We start from the raw sequence: 22,130 nt of genomic DNA on the forward strand, positions 1-22,130 counted from the left end.
CACCCTCAGGAAAATAAAAAATTGTATGCAACTGTATTGCAACTCGCTGACAACATATAAGCGCCTCTCCACACTGGAAGTGAAGGTGGGAGATCTTATCATCGGAAACCTGAACCCTATTCGTATTCAAACCATGACCACCACCGATACGATGGATACAGCTGCTACAGTAGCACAAACCATCCGTTGTATTGAGGCGGGCGCCGAACTGGTGCGTATCACAGCTCCCAGTAAAAAGGAGGCAGACAATCTGCTGGTTATCAGGAATGCACTCCGCAGGCAGGGTTATACAACACCTCTCATAGCAGATATACATTTTACACCTAATGCAGCGGAGATTGCCGCCCGTATTGTGGAGAAAGTGAGAGTGAACCCGGGGAATTATGTTGATAAAAAGAAATTTGAGCAGATAGATTACACCGACAGTGAATATCTCGAGGAAATAAACCGTATTCGTGAGCGATTCACGCCGCTGGTAAAGATCTGCAAGGAATATGGTACTGCCATGCGCATCGGTACCAATCATGGATCCCTGAGCGATCGTATTATGAGCCGCTACGGTGATACGCCAAATGGCATGGTGGAAAGCGCCATGGAGTTTCTCCGCATTGCAGAAGATCTCCATTACCGCAATATCGTGCTGAGTATGAAAGCCAGCAATCCGCAGGTGATGGTACAGGCCTACCGCCTGCTTGTAGAAAAGATGCAGGAAGAGCTTGGCCATTGCTATCCGCTGCACCTGGGCGTAACCGAAGCCGGCGATGGCGAAGATGGCCGTATCAAATCCGCGATCGGTATAGGTACACTGCTGGAAGATGGTGTAGGCGATACCATCCGTGTGTCGCTGACAGAGGACCCGGAATTTGAACTGCCCGTGTGTAAGGACATCGTAAAGAGATATACTAACAGAAACGACCATACGAATATTCCGCCGGTGACACAGGTCCCCTACTCGCCCTTTGAATATAAACGCCGGGAAACAGTTCCGGTAGAAAATACAGGCGACAAGCAGGTGCCCGTAGTGGTGGCCGACTACAGCAGCTATACGGCTATCAGCCCCGAAGACCTGACCGGTATCGGATACCAGTACGATGAACCGAGCGACAAATGGAATATAGGAGACGCCGCAGCAGATTATATCTACACCGGCAGGCAGATTCCCTCCTTCGGCTTACCAGGCACCCTCCGGGTAGTAGTGGATGCCGACATCTGGCAGCAGCAACACGATAAACAAACGCTGGTCCCCTGCTTTGATGCACGCCAATTCGTGGCAGCCACAGCTGCTCAACAGATCGGGCATATCAATTTCGTAAAATTCGACTGTAACCACCTGGAGGCCAATGATAATCAGGCGCTGTTACAAGTGCTTGCCCAGCAGGCTGCCGCCAATCATACAGTGCTGATAGCTACTGCCACAGGCGATAATGCCATGGCAGCGATCAGGCGTCTGTTCATGTTGCTGCTGGAAAAAAATATCAAAGTGCCTGTTATTATTCATAGCATCAGCGGGCAACAGACTGCCGATGAACACCTGATCCATCATGCTACGGAAGCAGGGGCACTGTTACTGGACGGCTTCGGCGATGGATTATGGCTCAGCAACGAGGGCCAGCAGCCAGCGCAGACAGCTGCTATTAACAATATTGCATTCGGCATTCTGCAGGCCACCCGAACCCGTATTTCCAAAACAGAATATATCTCCTGTCCGTCGTGCGGGCGTACCCTGTTTGATCTGCAGGAAACCACCGCAAGGATCCGTGCCGTGACCCACCATCTCAAGGGCGTAAAAATCGCCATTATGGGCTGTATCGTAAACGGTCCGGGGGAAATGGCAGATGCTGATTTTGGCTATGTGGGCAGTGGTGTAGGCAAAATAACGCTCTACAGAGGTAAGGAAATCGTGAAACGTGGCTTAAACAGTGACGTTGCCGTGAACGAACTGATCAACCTCATCCGTGAAAACGGCATGTGGGTAGACAAAAACTAATGCTTAAATATTCCTTAAAAACGGGGTCAGCAGGTTGCAGTAATGAAGAAAAAGGCTTAAATTTCAATAAAACATATTTGATATGAAAAAGCTCCTCACCGGATTGTTAGCCATGTTCATGGGAATGACCGTAGCTATGGCACAAGCACCCGCGGCTGCACCTGCAACTGCTGCCAAAAAAGAAGTAAAAACTGCGAAGGCTAAAGCTGAGCACAAAGTAGAAAAAACAGAAAAAGCTGCTGCCGCTCCCGCTGCTACCGCAGCCGCTAAAACCGAGCAGAAAGCCGACCATCTGAAAAAAGACGGTACTCCTGACAAACGTTTCAAAGAAAACAAAGGTGCTACTGCAGCTCCTGCCGGACCACTGAAAAAAGACGGTACTCCGGACATGCGCTACAAAGCAAACAATAAAAACGCAGGTAAGAAGAAAGCCAAATCCTAACCTGTCTGTAAACAGATTCTTAAAAAAGAAGGCTGTATCCTTATCGGATACAGCCTTCTTTTTTATATACTACTCCTTCCTTTTCAGGCCATTTTTGCTATTTTTATCGCTTCGCACGTATGAATTCACCCGTTTTTAATAACTAAAAGTTATCACTAATAGTTATTAGTTATTTGACTGAACTCTGGTGGGCAGCTACATTTGCAATGTAATCCACCAACCTGTAATTGTAATGGGAACCAACAACATCCAACGTTATAAACGGATACTATCCGGCGTTCTTGTATGCCTGATGATGTTAATACTGATAGTCGGTATTGAGACCTTTTTCATTTTTGCGCGCACTTTGTCCGGCAAGTCCCTGGCTAAAGATGCAGCCATACCAAATTCTCCCGCTGCGTGGCAGCCACCATCCATGGCCAGCATTCCGGCCGGTGAAAACGGGATATCTATCCTCTACGGTCAGATGCTTGTCAGAGAAACCGCCCGTTTCCTGGGCCCTAAGGGCAGCGTTATGCAAATCACCAATGGAATGAATTGTCAGAACTGTCATCTGCAGGCCGGTACCAAGCCATTCGGGAACAACTACAGCGCCACCGCTGTTTCTTATCCTAAATTCAGAAGCCGGTCTAACAGCATTGAAACCCTGAACAAGCGGATCAGCGACTGCTTTGAACGCAGCCTGAATGGGGAGGCGCCCGACAGCAACGGCCGGGAAATGACCGCTATCCGCCATTATATCGAATGGGTGGGAAGCGATGTACATCGCGATCAGCAACCGGAAGGCAGTGGCATCCGGAAGCCAGCCTACCTGAACCGTGCTGCCGACCCTGCGAAGGGGGCAAAAATATATACGCAAAAATGCCAGAGCTGCCATGGCGCCAATGGTGAAGGCGTTCAACAGGCCGATGGCGTCGCATATACTTATCCGCCGCTATGGGGCGAACATAGCTATAATGATGGCGCAGGCCTTTACCGGCTATCGAACTTTGCAGGTTACGTAAAATACAATATGCCCTTCGGCGTTGATTATACCGCACCTCAGCTGAGCGACGAAGAAGCCTGGGATGTTGCTGCGTTTATCAATTCACAGCCACGCCCGCATAAAGATCAGTCGGCCGACTGGAAAACCCTGAAAAAGAAACCCGTTGATTTTCCTTTCGGGCCTTATGCAGATGCGTTTTCAGAGCAACAACATAAATACGGGCCATTCAAACCCATGCAACAATAATCGTTAAACAAATAAACAACCATGAAAAAAACACTGCTGCTACTAAGCCTCATCTGCCTTCTGGGCACACAGTATGCAATGAGCCAGCGCAAACCCAGGTATAAAGCTGTTTATCAGCTGAACAGCGATGACGACAAAACGATCCGTAGTACCCTTCGCAATATCAAGAATGCATTGGAAGATCCCCGTTTGCACGATAAAGTGACCATTGAACTCGTAGCGCATGGTGGAGGTGTAACCGTTTACAGGAAAGATCATCCATATGAATCACTACTGCAGGAACTGCAGACGAAAGGAGTTATCCTCCTGGAATGCGAAAACACGCTGCGGGAACGGAATATCTCCAAAGAAGAGCTGTTCCCGTTCATCAATTACACTCCCAGCGGTAATGGAGAACTGATCATCAAACAATCCGAAGGCTGGGTGTATGTTCATCCTTAACCCGGAATACATCTCGTTCAGGCTAACCATTAGCTGTTAGCCTGAAATACCTCCCTCATTCATTTAAATCAATCAATAATGAAATACTTTACAAAAATGCTGGCGGCGCTGTTGCTGTTGGCCGGAGTGTTACACGCCCAGGAACACCGCTTTGATCCTCCCTGGAACACACCTCCCGCAGCAGGCGTATCCTTTACTGTGTATGGCATAGACAATGCCCCCGACCTGTACGGCGATATCACAGATCCTCAGCTTGTAATATTCTTTGCCGGCAATCAATTCATGGTGATCGATTCTCTTATCGGCGATTTTAAGAAGGCATATCCGCAATACCAGCGTGTATTTGCAGAAACGCTGCCACCAGGCATTCTGGCGAAACAGATACTAAGCGGCTCGCTGGTAATGGGCAACCTGCGGATCAGCCACCGGCCGGATATTTATACAGCAGGCAAGAACCGGATCGATCAGCTGCGCGACAGCTTCTCCGTGGTGAAGAACTATGCCGGCAACACCCTGGCGATAATGGTACCCCGGAACAATCCTAAGAAAGTTCATTCCCTGGCCGATCTGGCGCGTAAAGACGTAAGAATAAGCATGCCCAATCCCGCCTGGGAAGGGATAGGCAAACGCATTGAAGAAGCCTATATAAAGGCCGGCGGTAATAAACTGCAGCAAAAAATCATGAAGGAAAAAGTGACCGCTGGCACTACCTACCTGACCCAGATACACCACCGCGAAACACCCATGCGTATCCTGTACGGGCAGTCTGATGCAGGGCCTGTGTGGTACACAGAGGCGTACTATCAGCAACTGGCCGGGCATCCTGTTAGCCTGGTGCCGGTGCCGGAAAAGGATAATATCAAAGCATCCTATTGGGCGGGGATCCTGAAAAGTGCACCGCATCCTCAGGCAGCGCTCGACTTTATGACCTTCCTGACAGGGCCACAGGGCCAGGGCATTTACAGGCACTTTGGCTTTACGCCACCAGAGATGTAAGGTATTTTTGTATTTTTAATGCATGTTCGATTTCAGACTCAAGGTATTTCATACCGTGGCCAGGCGCCTAAGCTTTACCAAAGCCGCAGAGGAATTATACATCTCCCAGCCGGCTGTGACCAAACACATACATGAACTGGAGCAACAGCTGGGAATGGCGCTGTTCGAACGGATCGGCAATAAGATCAAATTAACGAGAGCCGGATTACTGGTCATGCACCACGCGGAAATCATCTTCACAGATTACCGCAACCTGGAGTATGACATCAATCAGCTAAAACATATGCAGGGTGGGCTGTTGCCAATAGGCGCCAGCACCACCATTGCACAATACCTGATTCCTCCGCTGCTGGCCAAATTCAACCAGCGCTATCCGGATGTTAAAACATCACTGACAAACGGGAATACGGAACAGATAGAACAAGCCCTCTTTGAAAAAAGTATACAGCTGGGTATCATCGAAGGCAGTTCCAAAAATCCGCTGCTGAAGTACATCGAATTTGCCAAAGATGAAATCGTGCTGGTGGGGAATATGAAACATCAATACGGGAATGGGGAGCCGTTAACACCAGCGGAGCTCAAAACCATTCCATTACTGATGCGTGAACATGGTTCCGGTACCCTGGAAGTGATCACTGAGGAGCTCAAACGCCTCAAACTAAAAATCACCGACCTGAACGTAGCCATGTATATGGGTAGTACGGAAAGCATCAAATCTTACCTTCATCACTCCCCCTGCGCAGCGTTTATATCCCTGCAGGCAATACAGCGGGAACTGGAGCTGGGTGAATTCAGAATATTACCTGTGAAGAATTTCAAACTCGTCAGGAAACTTCATTTTACATACCTGCAGGGGTTGCAGGATAAACTCTGTCAGCTTTTTATCCGGTTTGCCCGGCAGAATATGACCGAGTAGCAGGAAGCCACTATCAATAGTTATTTATTCAACAACTGCCAGTACAACATTTCTGCAGAACTACCCGACTCCTTCATCCCGAGGTATTGCAATACCTTCATTGAAGGGATATTGGTAACATCGCATTCGGCTATCAGCTTTCTGACGAACGGCTGCCGGAAAGCCCATTCCACCAGCGCTGCTGCAGCTTCACGCATATAACCATTACGCCGGTATGCCGGTAAAAGGGCATATCCAATTTCCACTATTCCCTGTTTATCGGGCTGCCCCTTGAAACAAATATCTCCGATCACGGTACGCTCCTCTTTAGCAATAATAATCCAAAGCATCCACGGATATGATCCGGGATCGTGCTGCAATAATTCTATAAAATGAGGAAGTTGTTCCTTTAGTTCCTGTTGTGGCCAGTTGTCCGGAATGCGGGCCTGCAATACCTCTCCGACATGTGGATGCCCAAGATATATTTCCGTCAGCAAAGGTAAACGGCATGGGTGTATCAGTAAACGATCTGTATGAAGGGGTAACATTAAAAAACAGTTATTAAAAATAAAACATCCTGCTACTGGTGGCTAGCCAGGACTAATGACAATTCCATTGTTGTTCCCGGTTTTAACACATGAACTCTCCGGCGTTCAACATCTTCCGTAAATACTTAAAAGTTTTTCTGGATATCAGGGATTTTGAATGCTGCGCGTTTGTGTTCCGGTATATGGTTACTACCCGGATATCCGATAATACCTGAGTGCCTTTAAAGCCAGCGGGCGGAACGATTCAATAACATTCGTTCCGCCCGCTCATATTAATATGCTGACTCCAATTATTTACGTTGTAATGTATAGATAATAGCAGCATTATTGTTTTCAAAATTCACATTTGCCCTCCAGGTCATCACGCTACCAGCGCCGGTTACTTCCATTCTGTAACCTGTGGTTACATTTTTAGCCTTATCGCCGGTGAATAATTTCTTGAATCCGAACATGGTAACACCACCCTGTTTGGTCAGTGACCAGGCGATTTTTTGTGTAGCAGGATTACAGCCATTATCGGTAGCCGTCAGTGTATATGAACCTCCTGCAAAGTTATCCGGCAGTGTCCAGGTACTACCGATGAAGCATTTTGCATTGGCCTCATCAAATACAGTCACTTTTGCATTATCAGGAATGCCTTCGTATTTGATATCTGTCAATACCCAGTTACCTCTCACTGAGCTTTTTGTAATGTCCTGTGTTACACCTTGCTTGGGGGAACATGATGAAGCAAAAACGGCTACTATTGCCATCAATAATGCTGCAAAAGAGAATTTTTTCATGAGAAAAGAATTTGTGTGTTTAATTGCCAATGTATTCAACACGCAGTTACCGGATAAGGTTCTATAACAGGCCAGAATACGGCAGCAAGTTCAGCATTTGCAATAAACGTACCAAATGGTTAATGTGTATTCTGAACGGGAGTAGTCATGGAAGAGACTTTTAATTTTATCAATACATCTTCCAGCTGTGTGGCCCGTTGATAAAAATGCCACGTACTTGCAGCCAGGGCCATAGTTAGTACAGCCATCGCCAGAAACGCACAACGCCACCAGATACTTACAGTAATACGGCGGTTCCAGAAGGGCTCGAGCGGTATATAGCCGGTAGTCCTGTTCGTTTGTTCATAGGCGTTATACCCTCTCCAGGTATGATCCTGCCATTCATGATCAGTATTGATCTTGTGCAGGATAGTAGTTTTAATTTTCTCAGGAGGTGGCACCCCTTCCTCCAGCAGTTTTTCTTCAAACCTCAGTTCGGTAGCAGTGATCTCCACATCAAGCAGCGGGTATATCCTCCGGAGGTATAATAATTCCTCTTCCTGCGCCGAAGTGGCCAGGCCCAGGAGGTAACGCTCAATAATGCCGCTTTCTATGTAATCGCTGATATTCAAAAACACATGTTTAACAAAAAACCACGATACAAATATGATCAATAAATCATATGTCTATAGATACGTTTAAATACGGTTGGTTGGATTCTCACAAATCTGTAAAATAACGGCAATCTCCCTTAAAAATTATGACCAATGAACGGTTGTTTCACTGGCCTGGGTGTGATAGAGGAAGCGATCACTGTGCTGTTCCTGGGACTGGCGATATTTGAGGTAGTAAAAGATCGCCAGAAAAAGGAACACTTTAGACATAATAAAGAAGATAATAAAGAAGATCTTCCACCATTTGTGTACGGTGATATGATCACCATCCTTGGGTTGAATGTTAATAAAGGTGTAATTGGATCCCGGGTCGGCATAAGCGCGTCCCTGCTGATCCCAGCGTATTTTCTGTAGTACCCGGCTCCGTATCTCTACAGGGGGCATAACGGCCTCATCAAACGCAGCTCTTTCCAGACGGCGCTCTACATGTTCTACTTCGGTATCAAGTTCGGGGTATAGTCTTCTGAGATGTTGCAGCTCCGCCACCTCCTCGTCTGTGGCAAGGCCCAGCACGAAAGACTCAATGATACCACTCTCTATGTAAAATTTTAACTCCAATTTTCTTTTAGGAATTGTCTGAAAGATCTCATAGCATCCCCCAGGGTTTCATTTACTTGCCCTTCCGGCTGCGCCAGGATCCGGGCTATCGTTGCTATTGTTAAGCCGTTAAAAAAAATCAAGCGGAACACTTGCTGCTGTTCTGTGGGCAGTTTCAGGTAAAACTGCTCCATCATTCCTTCTTTTGGTTTCATCAATTCCGAGCCGGTTGAGATGGGGGCCGGCAGGGCTTCCTGGATAGCCAATTCTCTTGTTTTACGCATCAGCCAGGCGAATAACGTATGATAGCCTGATGAACGAAATGTCCCGATATGATGAAAAGCCCAGATAAAGACTCTTACTATTATATCATTTGCCCGGTCGCTTTGCGGAATCAGCTGGAGCACTACATTATAAAGGGCTCCTGCGTAGCGGTCGTACAACAACTCCTTTGCTGCCTGATCCCCTGTTGCTAACCACTCAATAAGCATCTGCTCATTTATATGTGCCAAGTCGCGCCGCAAAGAAATTGTACCGGATTTTAGATCGCTAATATAGAGAATTTAACGATGTGTAGCTCATCCCAGCCCGTGCGATTTATCCACAGGCACAGCTAAAACGGACAACATTATCAGAGGTCCATCCGGTAAAGCCAGTACTGCTGGCCCAGCATAGGGCCTAACTCCTGTACAAGACCGAATCCCAGCTTTGAATAGATATGCCTGGCATCCGGCATCATTGTGCTGGTATGTAACCCCAATATCTTCTCGCCACCGGAACGGGCCCTGTTAATGCACATCTCCGTCAACTGCCGGCCTATCCCCCTTCCTCTCTGAGCAGGGGCTACTGCCAGCCGGCGTATGTAAGCCCAATCGGCCGGATAAACATCTGTAGGGTTACCGGAAGGTACCAGGAAAATTACCCCCGCCAGCGTTTCCCGGGTCTCACAAACAAAGGTGATGGCTGATGACATTAACGTAGCCAGGGCTTCCATATTGCTCATTGCCTGGTTCATTTTTTCCCAATGCTCCGGCTCCAATACCGCTGCAAACTGATCATAACTGCGGAGCGACAGATCCCGTATCGCCTCCGTATCTCCTTTTGATGCTTCCCTGTAATTCAGTGTATCCATAAGCGTTATTTAACAAGGGCCTGTTCAACAAACTCCGATATTTACCTATTATAAGCCGGGCGTGCTCAGGTATGTAAAATTACATGATGAGGCAGCTCACTGTGATTTTTTTTATTGCACGATAATTTCCGAGAAAATTGCCAGTTTATGTCCTTCCTCACCAACCGGAACACTGTTCTGCCGATGAAGACATTCACCGATACTACCTTCATGGGATACAATGCTTTGCTTCAGGGAGGAATCTTTAAATCGAGAGATACCAATTTCCAGGAACTGGAAGCTAACAGGCAATCGAAAATGCACCATTTTTCTATCGGAATGGACTATGGCATCGGTATTGTTATAAGGCGCTTTACACTCGCCTACACACAAAAGACGAGCACTGCCTGGATGAGTGGCACCGGGAAACATTCGGTGGGTAATATTACCCTGCTTATTCCCATCTCCCGTAAAACTATTCCCGGCAAATAATGTTATGTAACAAAAACAAATCGCTCATGCAATTCAAAACTACTCTTCTTGCTGTTTGCACCCTGGCCACCGTTTCCTGTGCCAATAACGGGAAAAAAAATAACACTGACTCCAATACCGATACCAGCCTGGCAGTTAAAGCCGACAACAGCAGCCAGCTGGAAGTAAAGCCCCTCTCCGGTTACTTTCTGAAAAACACTATTAAAGTGAGCGACAGCCTTACTTTCTGGCTGATCGACAATCAGGCGTCATTCGACAGTCTGTTTGGGGTGGCTAAAACCATGAATAACACCATCGACCAACCGGATTTCGGTACACAGATCGTTGTAGCCGCCACCATGCCCGCTACCTATTATGGTACACAGATCCAGCTGGCCTCTGCTACTTCGGATGATAGTAATAATAATGCAGAGATGCATTTCGCAGCAGTTGCCAACCCCGACAAAGCCTCCTATTCGATTGTTCCATTGTGGATAGGCGCTGTTCCGAAAACAGGGAAGAGCACCTTCAAACTGTATACCGGCGACCAGTTAAGCAGTACGCTAACCACCCGCCAGTAAACGGAACACGCATCTTTTCCATAACCATCGCATCGGGATTTCTTCTTTTCCCTTTATCTTCGTTAAATGAATCAATATTTCAGGGGCTGGGTTTTCTGGCTGATGGTTATAAGCGTTTCCATTTTATTTACGAGGTGTGCCAATATTGTTCCACCCAGCGGTGGCCCGAGGGATAGCCTGCCTCCCGTATTATTGCAGGTGACACCGGGCGACTCCACCCTGCATTTCAAAAGCAAAAAAGTATCATTCATATTCGATGAGTATGTGGAACTCGATAATGTGAACGATAAGATGATAGTTTCGCCAACCCTGAAACGTATACCCATAGTCACTGCCAAGCTCCATACCGTTACCATGGAGATCAAGGATACACTGCAACCCAATACCACCTACACCTTTAACTTTGCTGATGCTATCCGGGATATCAATGAACGCAATGTTATCCAGGATTTCCAGTATGTTGTGTCTACCGGCGACTATCTCGACAGCCTCCAGGTTGCGGGACACCTGATAGATGCAGAGAACGGGAAAGTAGACAGTAACGTGGCCGTGATGTTGTACCGTGACCTCAGCGATTCGGTAGTATCAAAAGAAAAGCCGGTGTATTATGCCAAAACCAAAAGTGATGGCTCGTTCCGCTTTAAGAATATTGCACCGGGAGTGTATAAGATTTTTGCGTTGAAGGAAGAAGACCGCGACCTTCAGTATAACCAGCCATCAGAAATGATTGCATTCCTGGAAGCGCCCATTTCCTTAAAGGAATCCAACCTCTCCGGTGTAAACATGTTGCTGTTCATGGAAGCCGACAGCACCATCAAGCCTCCTCCGGAACCGGTAGATTCCACCGATCTCCAGCAACAACAGGAAGAAGAGAAGGATAAGAAAAAGAAAAAATTGCCAAAGCTGGCCGCTACGGCCGCTCTCGACGGAGGAATGCAGGAACTGCCGGCTCCCCTGAAAATCACCTTCTCTCTGCCGCTGAGAAACCTGGACAGTTTAAGGACGATACTGGGAGAAGACAGTGCCTATACGCCGGTAGACTTCACCAGTACTATGGACTCCACACATACACAACTAACGATCAGTCATACGTGGAAGGAAGGTACTCCTTATCGCTTTATTATTCCGAAAGATGCGGCCACCGATACCTCGGGGCAGCAGCTGCTGAAGCCTGACACCATTAATTTCCGGACAAAGAAGGTGGCAGACTATGCCATTTTTACGGTCACGGAACTGAATATCAGCGACAGTGCCAAGGCTGCCATCAACGACAGTGCCATGCACTATGTAGTACAGCTGGTACAGGATAAAACCGTTAAATATTCAGGCACCGTTGTAAACGGTAAATGGAGCCAGCGGTTTATTACCCCCGGAGAGTATGAAATACGGCTGTTGCTGGATACCAACGGCAATGGCAAATGGGATCGCGGGGTGTACTATAAAACGCCTAAACGACAACCGGAACGGGTTATTTCGCTGGAGAAAGTAAATCTGAAAGCCTACTGGACGGTGCCCAAGAAGCTCAGCATATAAACAATGGCGGAGGAAAAGTACAGCTGCTGTTTCCTCCGCTGCAATATTCCTAACTTTGCCATATGATTTTTTCTTCCGCACTGATAGAAAACGCAGTAAATGAATTTGCCAGGCTCCCCGGTATCGGGAAAAAAACGGCGCTGCGTCTTGTGTTGCATCTCCTGAAGCAGGAAACTGCCCAGGTAGAACAATTTGGAGAAGCGATAGCACGCATGAGGCAGCAGATACAATTCTGCAAAGTATGCCACAATGTGTCGGATGCAGAGGTATGCAGCATTTGCAGTAGTCATTCCCGGCAAAAGCAGGTAGTATGCGTAGTGGAGAGTATCCGCGATGTTATGGCCATCGAAAACACGCAGCAATTCAATGGGTTATACCATGTGCTGGGCGGTATTATTTCTCCCATAGATGGCATCGGCCCAGACCAGCTGAACATCCATTCCCTCGTGGAAAGGGTCCGCCAACACGGCGTTGAGGAAGTGATCATGGCGGTCAGCCCCACTATCGAGGGAGATACCACCATCTATTATCTCTCTAAAAAACTACAGGATCTCCCCGTAAAAATCACCACTATAGCCAGGGGTATTGCGTTCGGTGGCGAGCTGGAATATGCCGACGAAATGACACTGGCCCGCTCCATCAGCAACCGGCTGCCATTGGAGAGTTACGTGAACAAATAGCAGAAAGAAATTAGGAATCAGGAAAAAAAAATACGGGTGTTCAATAACACCCGTCTTCGTTTAACCTGTAATTCCACGTTATGAAAAGTTGTTCAGACAGCATCCTTTATAGAGCGGTCTGCAAATATGGTATGATTGGTTTCTGATTCGTTTTGCTGCCGCAGCTCTTTCCACCGCTGCATTTCATATTTATTCAGGAAACATACCTTGAAAACTTCCGGCTGGTTAGCGTCAGATTCCTGGGGAACCGGGTGCAGCCCCAGGCTTGCCAGGTGTTTATGCAGGGTATGGATATGTTCTGATATTGTCATGTCTGACCTGATTTTGTTGTAATAAAAGATTTCCGGGAAGAACTAATGAAGAATGGCTCAATTGCAGCAACAGCACTGACAACGAGTGTGGGCGGAGGGCTGGTGGATGGCCGTAGCCGGGTAAATCACTGTATTTCTGTCATTTTGTTTCATTGCGCTTTTCTATTACTCCACAAATATAATAGACTTTATAGACTGATTCCAAATTAATTTTAAAAATATAATCAAAATCTATATACCCGATATAAAATATAGAGGCTCTAAACTGCCTTTCCTGACAGGGGATAAAACGGAAAAATAGTGGGGAAAAGGTTATATTTGTGAGACTTTTTACGGGGTGGATTTGTTTATTGTTCGACCCCGTTCTCATTTCTTAACTGTAACTAATAAACACCTTGACAGATATGAAATCTTTACAAGACTGCGCCCGTGAGCGCATACTTATCATTGATGGTGCAATGGGCACCATGATTCAACGATACCAACTCCAGGAAGCTGACTACAGAGGCACCCGCTTTGCTGATTATCATGCAGACCTCAAAGGCAACAATGACCTCCTTAATCTTACTCAGCCTCAGATCATTGAAGCGATACATAAAGAGTACCTGGAAGCGGGCGCTGACATTATTGAAACCAATACATTCAGCAGCACCACTATTGCCATGGCAGATTATGATATGCAGTCGCTGGCCTATGAACTGAATGTGGCTGCCGCGAAGATTGCAAGAATGGCTGCCGATGAATACACTGCCAGAAACCCCGACAAGCCCCGCTTTGTAGCCGGAGCCATCGGCCCGATGAACAAAACGTTGTCGTTATCGCCGGATGTGAACAATCCGGGTTTCCGTTCCGTGTACTTCGATGAAGTAGCCGCTGCTTATGAAGAACAGGTTAAAGGATTGTCAGAAGGTGGAGTGGATATTCTGCTGATCGAAACGATCTTCGACACGCTGAATTGCAAGGCTGCTATCTACGCCGTTAAGAAATACTTCCGTGAATCCGGCAAACCGGAGCTGCCGGTGATGATCTCCGGTACCATTACGGATGCTTCCGGCCGAACACTCAGCGGGCAAACGCTCGAGGCATTCTATATCTCTGTAATGCATGCCAATCCTTTCTCTGTTGGCCTCAACTGCGCGCTTGGCGGGCAGCAGATGCGCCCTTATGTAGAGGAATTATCTAATATAGCCAGCTGCTATGTGAGCTGTTATCCAAATGCCGGCCTGCCGAATGCATTTGGAGAGTATGATGAAGAGCCGGAAGATACCGCCTGCATCATTGAAGATTTTGCCACATCGGGCTTCGTGAATATCGTAGGAGGATGCTGTGGTACTACCCCGGATCACATACGCCATATCGCAGAACATGTAAAACATGTTAAGCCACGGCCGAAACCCGTGCTGGCCGAAACACTGGCCTGATCAATATCCCTGCAGGTTTTCATTTAAATACCAGTAACAGCAATAATGAGTGACGCAACAATAAATACTACGCCCATCAGTGAACCTGTCAATGAAGAAAACAGGGTAATCAAACCGTTTCTTCGCCTAAGTGGACTAGAGCCACTGGTAGTACGTCCTGAAACCAACTTCATTAATATCGGGGAACGAACCAACGTTACCGGCTCCAAGAAATTTGCCCGGCTGATAAGGGAAGGTCACTACGAGGAAGCACTTTCCGTAGCCCGCCAACAGGTGGAAAACGGTGCGCAGATCCTCGATGTGAATATGGATGATGCACTGCTCGATGGAGAAGTGGCTATGACCACCTTCCTCAACCTGCTTGCAGCAGAACCGGATATTTCCCGTATTCCTATCATGATCGACTCCAGTAAGTTTTCCGTGATAGAAGCCGGATTGAAATGTGTGCAGGGTAAATGTATTGTTAACTCTATCAGCCTGAAAGAAGGAGAAGCTAAATTCATTGAGCAGGCATATATCTGTAAAAGCTTCGGAGCTGCGGTAGTAGTGATGGCGTTTGATGAGCATGGACAGGCAGATACGGAAGATAAACGGGTGAATTTTAGTCACCGTGCCTATAAGATACTCACCGAAAAAGTAGGCTATGCCCCCCAGGATATCATCTTTGATCCCAACATTTTTGCCATCGCCACTGGTATTGAAGAGCATAACAATTATGCAGTGGAGTTCATCAGCGCTACCCGGCGCATTAAAACACTGATGCCACTGGCAAAGATCAGCGGAGGGGTTAGTAACGTGTCATTCTCTTTCAGGGGCAATGAAACAGTGAGGGAAGCCATGCACTCTGTGTTCCTGTTCCACGCTATCAGAGCAGGTATGGATATGGGCATTGTGAATGCCGGTATGTTGCAGATATACGACGATATTGAACCACAGTTGCGTGAACTTTGTGAGGATGCCATACTAAACAGACGGGAAGATGCTACAGAAAGACTGATACAGTTTGCCGACACCGTGAAAGCCAAAGGCAAAGTAGTGGAGAAAGATGAGAGCTGGCGTCAGGGCTCCGTGGAGGAGCGCCTGTCTCACGCCCTCGTAAATGGAATTACTGATTATATTGATGGAGATACGGAAGAAGCCAGACAAAAATACCCTCGTCCGCTGGATGTGATCGAAGGCCCCCTGATGGACGGCATGAACATCGTGGGCGACCTGTTTGGCAGTGGTAAAATGTTCCTGCCCCAGGTAGTGAAGAGCGCAAGGGTGATGAAAAAATCTGTGGCTATCCTGACCCCATATATAGAAGAAGAGAAGCTGCGTATACAGGCAGAACAGGGAGGAGAAATCAAAACAGCGGGCAAGATATTGCTGGCTACCGTAAAGGGCGACGTTCATGACATCGGTAAGAACATCGTAGGGGTGGTACTTGCCTGTAACGGATATGAAATTATAGACCTGGGAGTGATGGTACCGGCAGAAAAGATCCTGCAGACCGCCCGCCAGGAGAAGGTAGATATTATTGGGCTGAGTGGCCTTATTACCCCAAGCCTGGACGAGATGGTGCATGTGGCCAGGGAACTGAAACGGCAGGATTTTGATATTCCACTGATCATCGGAGGAGCTACCACCAGCAGAACGCACACCGCTGTGAAGATAGCCCAGGAGTATGCTCACGGGGTGGTGCATGTACTGGATGCGTCCCGTAGCGTAACCGTTACCGGCAGCCTGCTTAACAAAGCACTGAAACCCGGATTCCTTGCAGGTATCAGAGAGGAATACACCAAGCTCAATGAGGCGTTTAAAAACAAGAAGCAAACCAAGCAGTTCCTTCCGATCGCCGAAGCACAGGCAAACAAGACAGCGATCAATTGGGACACCTTCACCGCTGTAAAGCCCAGGATACCGGGAGTAAGGAAATTCGAGGAATACGATCTGGCCGAAATAGCCAAATATATCGACTGGCAGCCGTTTTTCATTGCCTGGGAACTGCACGGGAAATTCCCGCAGATTCTGGAAGATGAGGTGGTGGGCAAGGAAGCCACCCGTTTATATCACGACGCACAGGAATTACTTCAAAAAGTGATTACGGAAAAATGGCTGACTGCCAACGCGGTGATCGGTCTCTTCCCGGCTACCAGGGTGGCAGCAGATTCTGTGAAGGTAACACCGGAGCAACCGGAGATATCTCCTGTTCAACTGGAATTCCTGCGCCAGCAGGTGAAAAAAGCCCCCGGACAACCGAACTTGTCGCTCGCAGATTTCATTGCTCCAACCGAATCCGGCAAAGCGGACTATATCGGCGGATTTGCAGTAACGGCGGGGATTGGCATTGAGAAGTGGCTTGACAAATTTAAGAAAGAGCACGACGATTACAACAGCATCATGCTGAAGGCGCTGGCCGACAGGCTGGCCGAAGCTTTTGCTGAGTTGATGCATGAACGCGTCCGCAAGGAGTTCTGGGGTTATGCCGCAGATGAGCATCTGAGCAATGATGATCTGATCAGGGAAGCATACGAAGGCATCCGGCCTGCACCAGGCTACCCTGCCTGTCCTGATCATACTGAGAAATATAAATTGTTTGAGCTGTTAAATGCCACCGCCAATACCGGGATAACCCTCACTGAATCCCTGGCGATGTACCCTGCTTCCAGTGTAAGCGGCTGGTATTTTGCTAATCCTGAGGGTAAATATTTTGGGTTGGGCAAGATAGAAAAAGACCAGGTAACAGACTATGCAGCCCGGAAAGGCTGGACAGTAGAGGAAGCTGAGCAATGGCTCCGCCCCAATCTGGAATATGATATTTAGAAATCATCACCCATGCGCATCATATCTTATAATGTGAATGGCCTGAGGTCGGCTATGACCAAAGGTTTTACAGACTGGTTAAAAACAGACCCGGCTGATATCATCTGCCTTCAGGAAATCAAGGCCCACAAGGAAAACATCGATTTTGAGCAGTTCGATAAACTGGGTTACGATCATTACTGGTTCCCTGCTCAGAAAAAGGGCTATAGCGGAGTAGCGGTACTTACCCGTATCAAACCTGACCACATACAATATGGCAGCGGCCATGAACAAAGCGATGCGGAAGGCCGCTTTATACGCCTTGATTTCGGTGATATCACGCTGATCAATGTGTACTTCCCTTCCGGCACCAGTGGCGATGAGCGGCAGACATACAAATACCAGTGGCTGAACGAGTTCCAGGCATACCTGGAAACGCTGAGAAATACCCGGCCCAAACTGGTAGTCTGCGGCGATTACAACATCTGCCATAAACCAATTGACATTCACGACCCTGTCGGAAACAAGAATTCTACCGGGTTTCTGCCCGATGAAAGGGCTTGGATGGATCGTTTCTTTGAAAGCGGCTTTGTGGACAGTTTCCGGCATTTCAATCCCGCTCCTCATCAGTACAGCTGGTGGAGCTTCCGGGCCAATGCCAGGAACAATAACAAGGGCTGGCGTATCGATTATGCTAATGTAAGTACCCCCTTAAAGGAGCAGCTGAAACATGCCACTATCTATCAGGAAGTAAAGCATTCCGACCACTGCCCTGTTTTTGTAGAACTTACAGTTTAGAAAATCAATCCTGTAAAGAAATATGGTTATATATAATATCACCACCAAAGTGGCCACAGACACGTATTTACAGTGGCTTCAATGGATGAGGGAAGAGCAGGTTCCTGCTACGCTGGCAACAGGGTTATTCCACGGGCACCGCATCTGCCGGCTGTTAGAGCAGGATGATGAGGAGGGGCCAACTTATGTGGTGCAATACTTTACCGATCATCTGAACAGCTACAATACCTTCGTAGAGAAGCACCAACAAGCCCTGCGGCAGAGAGGATACGACCTTTTCGGGGATCGTTTTATTGCCTTTAGTACTGTTATGGAGGAGGTTTAAGTAAGGGGTCTTGACTAAACTTATCCACAGGAAATTCACTATTTTCAAGGCCTCCGTACTTTGGTACAATAGTTGGTTTAAAGCCGCGTTATTACTAAAAAAAACGGCAAACATGCCACTGCTCAGGGTTTTGAGAGATCCTGCTAAAGCTGACGACTTTAGCACTTAATACCTCAATCAGCTGTAACCGTTACCAGTAGCGTTTTTCAGCCGATAAAATTTTCTATAAAAAAGTTGTAAAAAATTTGGTAATCTGATAAAACGCGCTATATTTGCTCACATCAAACATTTTTTCACTAGTTAAATCTTACTAACTATGAACAAAGCCGAATTAATCGACAAGCTTGCTAAAGATGCAGGCATTACCAAAACCCAAGCTAACGAAGCTCTGGATTCTTTCACCAAAGCTGTTGCTGATACACTGAAAAAAGGTGGTAAAGTAACTTTGGTTGGTTTCGGTACTTTCTCCGTTTCTAAACGTGCTGCACGTAACGGTAGAAACCCACAGACTGGCCAGATCATCAAGATCAAAGCTAAGAAAGTTGCTAAATTCAAAGCTGGTAAAGCTTTATCTGACAAGCTCTAATCAGTTAGCACAACTTATTCAAGCAAGGAACAGCTATGTTTCTTGCTTTTTTTATTATATCAAATGGCCGGCACTACACTATTTCACCGAATTACAGTAATTTGCCGCCTGAAAACATCATCATTTAACAAACAACACATTTCAATTTATTCGTTATGGGTAGAGGAGATATCAAAACCAAAAAAGGTAAGATAGCCAATGGATCTTTCGGCAAAGTAAGATCAGCTAAAACAAGAAAGAAGGCTGCAGCTAAGACTGAAAAGAAAGGATAAACATAAGTAGCTGTTAGCTGCCAGCTATTAGTGGCTGGCAGCTAGCAGCGCTGCTTTATGGCGCCAGCCGTTCTATTTTCCAGCTTCCTCCCGGTACCTGGGTATACAGTATCCGATCATGTAACCGGCTGCTTCTTCCCTGCCAGAATTCAAGTACCTTGGGTTGTACAAGGTACCCACCCCAGTAATCAGGTCTTTCAGGCGAATGCTGCTGATATTTTGCTGCAACCTGGTCTACCTCTGTTTCGAGGAAAGATCGGTCAGGAATCACTTTACTTTGCGGCGACGCAATAGCCCCAATTCTGCTTCCCAGCGGACGGGTGTTATAGTATTCATTGCTGACAGATGCAGGTGCCTTGATAACGGTCCCCTCTATACGAACCTGCCTTTGCAGCTCTCTCCAAAAGAATAGTAAGGTAACATGTGGATTGAGTGCTAATTCCTGCCCCTTGCGGCTTTCGTAATTAGTGAAGAATAAAAAGCCATCTCCGTCAAAACTTTTAAGCAGTACTATCCTCGCGGAAGGATATCCGTCGGGTGTACTTGTAGCCAGCGTCATGGCATTAGGTTCATCTATTTCGCTGTTGATTGCTTCCTGCCACCACTTGTCGAACTGCACCAGTGGCGATGGCGCCACTTCACTTTCATCCAGGGTAGCCAGCTGATAATCTTTCCGCAGATCGGCTATTTTCTGGTTTAACATGGTTGTATATTTTTATTGATTCATTCCGGTTATCAAAGGTATGGAAGGATAATAGTATTTTTGGCGGACCTGATATAAATCATACTATGAGAAAAGTTGCTATACTGATACTGTTGACGGTAATGGCCCTGTTTTCCTGCCATACCCGGAGTAATAATAGCGGCGGCAGTCCTCTTAACACCACTGACATAGTGGTTCCCCTTGCCACTGCTCCCCTCTTTTATACCCAGTTAAAAGGCACACTCGGCGATAAAGAAATTACCATGCAATTGCTGAAAACAGCGCCCAATCTGTTTCGTGGATATTATGCCAGCGACAGTACCGGGGTTCCGGTGAGCATTTGGGGAACATTAGACTCCACACTGGTTACTATCTATGAAGAAACCGGCAGCAGTGCAGAAGACCGCCTGTTCAGCGGCAATCTGTCGGACGACGGCCATTTCAAAGGGGTATGGCATGGTAACGGCACTTCTTATCATTTTGATCTTCATACTGATCTAAAAAATGCTGTACCACTGAAAGTGTTTTACCAGATCGATTCTGCGCGGCTAATTCCGTCTTATCCATCCTCCCCTGTAGGAACAGTTTCCAACTGCACTATCTGGCCGGATTCCCTGGTAGATACTGCTACAGCCCGGTTCATTGTAGGGCAGATAACAGGCAACAGCCATATAACCGATCCTCACCAGTTTCTGAAGCGGGGAATAGATTCGTTTATTACCGGATATCGTATCTCCGCCAAGGATGCAGACAGCAGCGAGATCGTGGATGAATCGTCATCCGCCTCCTGGAACTGGACCACCGAAAATGATATGAAAGTAGTGTACAACAAATGGCCTTTACTAGTGATAGAAAAGTATGCGTACGACTTTACAGGAGGGGCTCACGGCAATTCGGGTGCTTTTTACCGGACGCTTGACTTATCCAGGAAAAAAGTGCTGACTCCGGACGATATTTTCAAGCCTGGTTATAAAGAAACGCTGAGTGCCTTATTAGACAAAGCATTCAAAAGCAAGTACCATATGAGCGAAGAAGAGGCTTTGGATCAGAATCTGCTGGTAAAGAGTATTCCAACCAATAATAATTTCATTGTTACCAATAAGGGGGTGGCATTCAGCTACGTACCGTACGAAATAGGTCCATATGCCCTGGGGCAGGTAACATTATTCATTCCGTTCACGTCAATGAAGGGGATACTGAAACAGCCATTAAGCATATAGCATATAGAATTAAGAAATAGCCCGAAGATTTTAGCGAATGATAATTTCATGATCCGCTAAAATCTTCGGGCTATTTCTTAATTCTATATACTACATACTTAATTCTAAAAACTATCCTTTCACTAAGGTTCCGACGTTTTTGCCCATAATAACGTTCAGGAGGTTTCCCTGACGGTTCATGTCAAATACGATAATAGGCAGCTTATTTTCCTGGCAAAGGGTAAACGCTGTCATATCCATTACATTGAGGTTTCTCTGGTATACTTCGGAGAAAGTAATGGTTTCGAAGCGGGTAGCTGACTTATCTTTTTCCGGATCTGCGGTATAGATCCCGTCTACGCGGGTACCTTTCAGGATCACATCTGCCTGGATCTCTATAGCGCGCAAAGAAGCGGCTGTATCGGTAGTAAAGTAAGGGTTACCGGTACCACCACCAAATATTACAACACGGCCTTTTTCCACATGGCGGATAGCACGGCGGCGGATATAAGGTTCTGCGATTTGTTCCATTTTTATAGCCGATTGAAGGCGGGTATAAAGGCCAACCTTTTCCAATCCGCTTTGCAGGGCCATACCGTTGATAACTGTTGCCAGCATACCCATATAGTCACCCTGAGCTCTTTCTATGCCAGTATCGGCTTCATTCATTCCACGGTAGATGTTTCCTCCTCCTATTACAATGGCCACCTGAACACCCAGATCAGTAACGGCTTTGATATCATAGGCATATTGAGCTATCACCTTCGGATCAATACCATAATTTGCATCCCCCATGAGGGCCTCTCCGCTCAATTTGAGCAAAATTCGCTTGTACTTTGGCAA

26 protein-coding genes are annotated in these 22,130 nt (G+C 46.9%); 17 read left to right on the top strand and 9 right to left on the bottom strand.

The window, feature by feature from the left end:
* Positions 1-25 precede the first annotated feature (25 nt).
* From ispG to UNH61_RS28640, 6 genes are all read left to right on the top strand, one after another.
* Complete coding sequence (gene ispG, locus UNH61_RS28615) at positions 26-1,987, top strand: (E)-4-hydroxy-3-methylbut-2-enyl-diphosphate synthase (RefSeq protein WP_326995426.1); 1,962 nt, start codon at positions 26-28, stop codon at positions 1,985-1,987.
* Positions 1,988-2,069: 82 nt separating this feature from the next.
* Entirely contained in the window at positions 2,070-2,429 is a 360-nt protein-coding gene (locus tag UNH61_RS28620; protein ID WP_326995427.1) for a hypothetical protein, read from the top strand.
* A 232-nt stretch (positions 2,430-2,661) separates the two neighbouring features.
* Entirely contained in the window at positions 2,662-3,660 is a 999-nt protein-coding gene (locus UNH61_RS28625) for a c-type cytochrome (protein ID WP_326995428.1), read from the top strand.
* Positions 3,661-3,681: 21 nt separating this feature from the next.
* Entirely contained in the window at positions 3,682-4,101 is a 420-nt protein-coding gene (locus UNH61_RS28630) for a DsrE family protein (protein WP_326995429.1), read from the top strand.
* 78 nt (positions 4,102-4,179) lie between these two features.
* The gene (locus UNH61_RS28635) at positions 4,180-5,097 is read left to right on the top strand and encodes a substrate-binding domain-containing protein (RefSeq protein ID WP_326995430.1); all 918 of its coding nucleotides are present in this window, start codon (positions 4,180-4,182) and stop codon (positions 5,095-5,097) included.
* Positions 5,098-5,119: 22 nt separating this feature from the next.
* Positions 5,120-6,013 carry a LysR substrate-binding domain-containing protein gene (locus UNH61_RS28640; protein ID WP_326995432.1) on the top strand — a complete coding sequence of 298 codons (894 nt, stop codon included), beginning with the start codon at positions 5,120-5,122 and terminating at the stop codon, positions 6,011-6,013.
* A gap of 20 nt (positions 6,014-6,033) precedes the next feature.
* Here UNH61_RS28640 and UNH61_RS28645 read toward each other — a convergent pair whose 3' ends face one another.
* The 6 genes from UNH61_RS28645 to UNH61_RS28670 all read right to left on the bottom strand — a co-directional run bounded on the left by UNH61_RS28645 (position 6,034) and on the right by UNH61_RS28670 (position 9,644).
* Positions 6,034-6,540 (bottom strand): GNAT family N-acetyltransferase, encoded by a 507-nt coding sequence (locus UNH61_RS28645; protein WP_326995434.1) that lies wholly within the window; start codon positions 6,538-6,540, stop codon positions 6,034-6,036.
* Between the two features lie 290 nt (positions 6,541-6,830).
* Positions 6,831-7,322 (bottom strand): hypothetical protein, encoded by a 492-nt coding sequence (locus tag UNH61_RS28650; RefSeq protein ID WP_326995435.1) that lies wholly within the window; start codon positions 7,320-7,322, stop codon positions 6,831-6,833.
* Positions 7,323-7,441: 119 nt separating this feature from the next.
* Positions 7,442-7,933, bottom strand: a complete 492-nt coding sequence (locus tag UNH61_RS28655; RefSeq protein WP_326995436.1) for a hypothetical protein — start codon at positions 7,931-7,933, stop codon at positions 7,442-7,444.
* Between the two features lie 126 nt (positions 7,934-8,059).
* Positions 8,060-8,533 carry a hypothetical protein gene (locus tag UNH61_RS28660; RefSeq protein WP_326995437.1) on the bottom strand — a complete coding sequence of 158 codons (474 nt, stop codon included), beginning with the start codon at positions 8,531-8,533 and terminating at the stop codon, positions 8,060-8,062.
* A complete protein-coding gene (locus UNH61_RS28665) occupies positions 8,524-9,003 on the bottom strand; it encodes a sigma-70 family RNA polymerase sigma factor (RefSeq protein ID WP_326995438.1) in 480 nt (159 codons plus the stop codon). Before UNH61_RS28665 ends, UNH61_RS28660 begins: the two co-directional genes overlap by 10 nt.
* Before the next feature lie 140 nt (positions 9,004-9,143).
* Entirely contained in the window at positions 9,144-9,644 is a 501-nt protein-coding gene (locus UNH61_RS28670) for a GNAT family N-acetyltransferase (RefSeq protein WP_326995439.1), read from the bottom strand.
* 147 nt (positions 9,645-9,791) lie between these two features.
* Here UNH61_RS28670 and UNH61_RS28675 point away from each other — a divergent pair, with 147 nt between their 5' ends.
* The 4 genes from UNH61_RS28675 to recR all read left to right on the top strand — a co-directional run bounded on the left by UNH61_RS28675 (position 9,792) and on the right by recR (position 12,888).
* On the top strand, positions 9,792-10,115 hold the full coding sequence (locus tag UNH61_RS28675; protein ID WP_326995440.1) for a hypothetical protein: 324 nt from the start codon (positions 9,792-9,794) through the stop codon (positions 10,113-10,115).
* A gap of 26 nt (positions 10,116-10,141) precedes the next feature.
* The gene (locus UNH61_RS28680) at positions 10,142-10,675 is read left to right on the top strand and encodes a hypothetical protein (RefSeq protein WP_326995442.1); all 534 of its coding nucleotides are present in this window, start codon (positions 10,142-10,144) and stop codon (positions 10,673-10,675) included.
* 66 nt (positions 10,676-10,741) lie between these two features.
* Positions 10,742-12,208, top strand: coding sequence for an Ig-like domain-containing protein (locus UNH61_RS28685; protein ID WP_326995443.1), 1,467 nt, complete (start codon positions 10,742-10,744; stop codon positions 12,206-12,208).
* 62 nt (positions 12,209-12,270) lie between these two features.
* Positions 12,271-12,888: a recombination mediator RecR gene (gene recR, locus UNH61_RS28690; protein ID WP_326995444.1), complete on the top strand. Its 618-nt coding sequence runs from the start codon at positions 12,271-12,273 to the stop codon at positions 12,886-12,888.
* A 92-nt stretch (positions 12,889-12,980) separates the two neighbouring features.
* Here recR and UNH61_RS28695 read toward each other — a convergent pair whose 3' ends face one another.
* A complete protein-coding gene (locus tag UNH61_RS28695; RefSeq protein ID WP_326995445.1) occupies positions 12,981-13,199 on the bottom strand; it encodes a hypothetical protein in 219 nt (72 codons plus the stop codon).
* A gap of 404 nt (positions 13,200-13,603) precedes the next feature.
* Here UNH61_RS28695 and UNH61_RS28700 point away from each other — a divergent pair, with 404 nt between their 5' ends.
* The 6 genes from UNH61_RS28700 (at position 13,604) to UNH61_RS28725 (ending at position 19,385) form a co-directional block, all read left to right on the top strand.
* The gene (locus UNH61_RS28700) at positions 13,604-14,620 is read left to right on the top strand and encodes a homocysteine S-methyltransferase family protein (protein ID WP_326995446.1); all 1,017 of its coding nucleotides are present in this window, start codon (positions 13,604-13,606) and stop codon (positions 14,618-14,620) included.
* 45 nt (positions 14,621-14,665) lie between these two features.
* Positions 14,666-17,425 carry a methionine synthase gene (metH, locus tag UNH61_RS28705; RefSeq protein ID WP_326995447.1) on the top strand — a complete coding sequence of 920 codons (2,760 nt, stop codon included), beginning with the start codon at positions 14,666-14,668 and terminating at the stop codon, positions 17,423-17,425.
* Between the two features lie 12 nt (positions 17,426-17,437).
* Entirely contained in the window at positions 17,438-18,202 is a 765-nt protein-coding gene (locus UNH61_RS28710) for an exodeoxyribonuclease III (protein WP_326995448.1), read from the top strand.
* 22 nt (positions 18,203-18,224) lie between these two features.
* Positions 18,225-18,527 carry a DUF4286 family protein gene (locus UNH61_RS28715; protein WP_326995449.1) on the top strand — a complete coding sequence of 101 codons (303 nt, stop codon included), beginning with the start codon at positions 18,225-18,227 and terminating at the stop codon, positions 18,525-18,527.
* Between the two features lie 316 nt (positions 18,528-18,843).
* The gene (locus UNH61_RS28720) at positions 18,844-19,113 is read left to right on the top strand and encodes an HU family DNA-binding protein (protein WP_012788562.1); all 270 of its coding nucleotides are present in this window, start codon (positions 18,844-18,846) and stop codon (positions 19,111-19,113) included.
* 155 nt (positions 19,114-19,268) lie between these two features.
* Complete coding sequence (locus tag UNH61_RS28725) at positions 19,269-19,385, top strand: 30S ribosomal protein THX (protein WP_326995450.1); 117 nt, start codon at positions 19,269-19,271, stop codon at positions 19,383-19,385.
* A 55-nt stretch (positions 19,386-19,440) separates the two neighbouring features.
* Here UNH61_RS28725 and pdxH read toward each other — a convergent pair whose 3' ends face one another.
* Complete coding sequence (pdxH, locus tag UNH61_RS28730; RefSeq protein WP_326995451.1) at positions 19,441-20,088, bottom strand: pyridoxamine 5'-phosphate oxidase; 648 nt, start codon at positions 20,086-20,088, stop codon at positions 19,441-19,443.
* 86 nt (positions 20,089-20,174) lie between these two features.
* On the opposite strand from pdxH, the gene UNH61_RS28735 reads away from it, so the two are divergent.
* On the top strand, positions 20,175-21,308 hold the full coding sequence (locus UNH61_RS28735) for a DUF3298 domain-containing protein (RefSeq protein ID WP_326995452.1): 1,134 nt from the start codon (positions 20,175-20,177) through the stop codon (positions 21,306-21,308).
* A gap of 111 nt (positions 21,309-21,419) precedes the next feature.
* Here the strand turns inward: UNH61_RS28735 and pyrH are convergent, their stop codons facing one another.
* A complete protein-coding gene (gene pyrH / locus UNH61_RS28740; RefSeq protein WP_326995453.1) occupies positions 21,420-22,109 on the bottom strand; it encodes a UMP kinase in 690 nt (229 codons plus the stop codon).
* Positions 22,110-22,130: the final 21 nt, after the last annotated feature.

The organism is Chitinophaga sp. 180180018-3, assembly GCF_037893185.1.
Taxonomy (GTDB): Bacteria; Bacteroidota; Bacteroidia; order Chitinophagales; family Chitinophagaceae; genus Chitinophaga.